The 2,037-nt window shown below is 68.0% G+C and carries 2 protein-coding genes; both read right to left on the reverse strand.

The genetic code is table 11. The annotated features are described in order from the left end of the window. On the reverse strand, nucleotides 1-1,186 hold a 1,186-nt coding region (locus AC1DY5_RS53205; protein ID WP_478122280.1), incomplete at its 3' end, for an NAD-dependent succinate-semialdehyde dehydrogenase. A 30-nt stretch (nucleotides 1,187-1,216) separates the two neighbouring features. Next, nucleotides 1,217-2,037 (reverse strand): aminotransferase class III-fold pyridoxal phosphate-dependent enzyme (locus tag AC1DY5_RS53210; protein ID WP_478122281.1); only part of this gene is annotated, 821 nt, incomplete at its 5' end.

A 2,037-nucleotide genomic window follows, 5' to 3' on the forward strand; every position in this document is an offset into this window, starting at 1 on the left:
GCGGAGCGAGCGGCCCGAAGGTCTCCTCCTTCGCCACCAGCATGCCCGGCGCCACGTCGGCCAACACGGTGGGCTCGAAGAAGCTGCCTCCGAGCGGGTGGCGCCTGCCGCCCCGCAGCACACGCGCCCCCTTGGCGACAGCGTCGGCTATGTGCGATTCGACCTTCTGCACGGCCGCCTCGTCGATCAGGGGGCCCTGGGTCACACCCGCATCGCGGCCATCGCCGACCTTCAGCTTCGCAACCGCGGCGACCAGCTTTTCGGCGAAGACGTCGTAGACGCGCTCGTGCACGTACAAGCGATTCGTGCACACGCAGGTCTGGCCGGCATTGCGAAACTTGGACGCGATAGCGCCTTCGACGGCCGCGTCGAGGTCCGCGTCGTCGAACACAATGAAGGGCGCATTGCCGCCGAGCTCCAGGGAGATCTTCTTGATCGTGGGCGCCGATTGCGCATACAGCAGTCGCCCGACCTCGGTCGATCCGGTGAAGCTCAACTTGCGCACGACCGGGCTGGCCGTGAGTTCGGCGCCGATGATCCTGGCGTTGCCGGTGATCACCTGCAGCACGCCCGCGGGCAAGCCGGCGCGTTCGGCGAGCACGGCCAATGCGAGCGCCGACAGGGGCGTGGCTTCCGCCGGCTTCACGACGATCGGGTTGCCGGCCGCCAGCGCGGGCCCCACTTTGCGCGTGATCATGGCCAGCGGGAAGTTCCAGGGCGTGATGGCGGCGCACACGCCGATCGGCTCGCGCAACACCAGCACGCGCCGGTCCGCCAGCGGGCTGGGCACGGTTTCGCCGTAGACGCGCTTGCCCTCTTCCGCAAACCACTCGATGAAGGAGGCCGCGTACAGCACCTCGCCGCGGGCCTCTGCCAGGGGCTTTCCCTGCTCGCTGGTCATCAGCAGGGCCAGGTCGTCGGCGTTGGCCACGATCAGATCGTGCCAGCGACGCAGCAGAGTCGAACGCTCCTTCGCGGTGCGCTTGCGCCAGTCGGGCCACGCCTTCTCGGCCGCTGCGATGGCGCGGCGCGTCTCGGCGGCGCCCATGCGCGGCACCGACGCCACGACATCGCCGGTCGCCGGGTCGTGAACCGCGATGGTCTCGGACGCGTCGGCATCGACCCAGGCGCCGCCGACAAAGGCCTGCTGTCGCAGCAGGTCGGGATCTTGCAGTTTCACTGACATCTTGGAATCCTTGGAGGAGTTGCGGCGACTTCAGGCAGCGAGCAGCGAAGCCTCGAGCATGTCGAGCGCCTCGGCAAACACCGCCTCGGGCGTCGTGAGCGGGTGCAACAGCCGGATGACGTTGCCAAAGGTGCCGCAGGTGAGCAGGATCAGGCCGCGCTCGAGCGCCTGTGCCTGGACCCGCTTGGCAAACTCCGCCGATGGCTGGCCGGTGGCCGGATCGTTGAACTCCACTGCCACCATGCTGCCCGGTCCACGCACGTCCGCGATGGCGGGCACACGCTCCTTCAGCGAGATCAGGCGCTCCTTGAGCCAGTCGCCCAACATGACGGCACGACGCTCAAGTCGCTCGTCGGCGATGATGTCCAGCACCGCATGCGCGGCTGCCACTGCCAGCGGATTGCCGGCATAGGTGCCGCCCAAACCTCCTGGCTCGCTCGCGTCCATGATGGCCGCGCGTCCGCACACGCCCGACAGCGGCAGGCCGGCGGCCAAGCTCTTGGCAAAGGTCATGAGGTCGATCGGCACCTCGTGCAGGGACGAGGCGAAGAGCTTGCCAGTGCGCGCAAAGCCAGTCTGAATCTCGTCCGCGATCAGCAGGATGCCGTGCTCGTCCGCAATCTTTCGCAGGCCCGCGATGAATTCCACCGGCGCCGGGTTGAAGCCGCCCTCCCCTTGCACGGGCTCGAAGATGAAGGCGCATACGCGCTTCGGATCGATGTCGGACTTGAAGAGCCGGCGCACTGCCGCCAGGCACTCCTCGACGCTGACGCCGTGCAGTTTGTTCGGAAAGGGGGCGTGATAGACCTCGCCCGGGAACGGCCCGAAGCCCACCTTGTACGGCACCACCT

It is taken from the genome of Variovorax sp. P4_D9 (assembly GCF_056401695.1).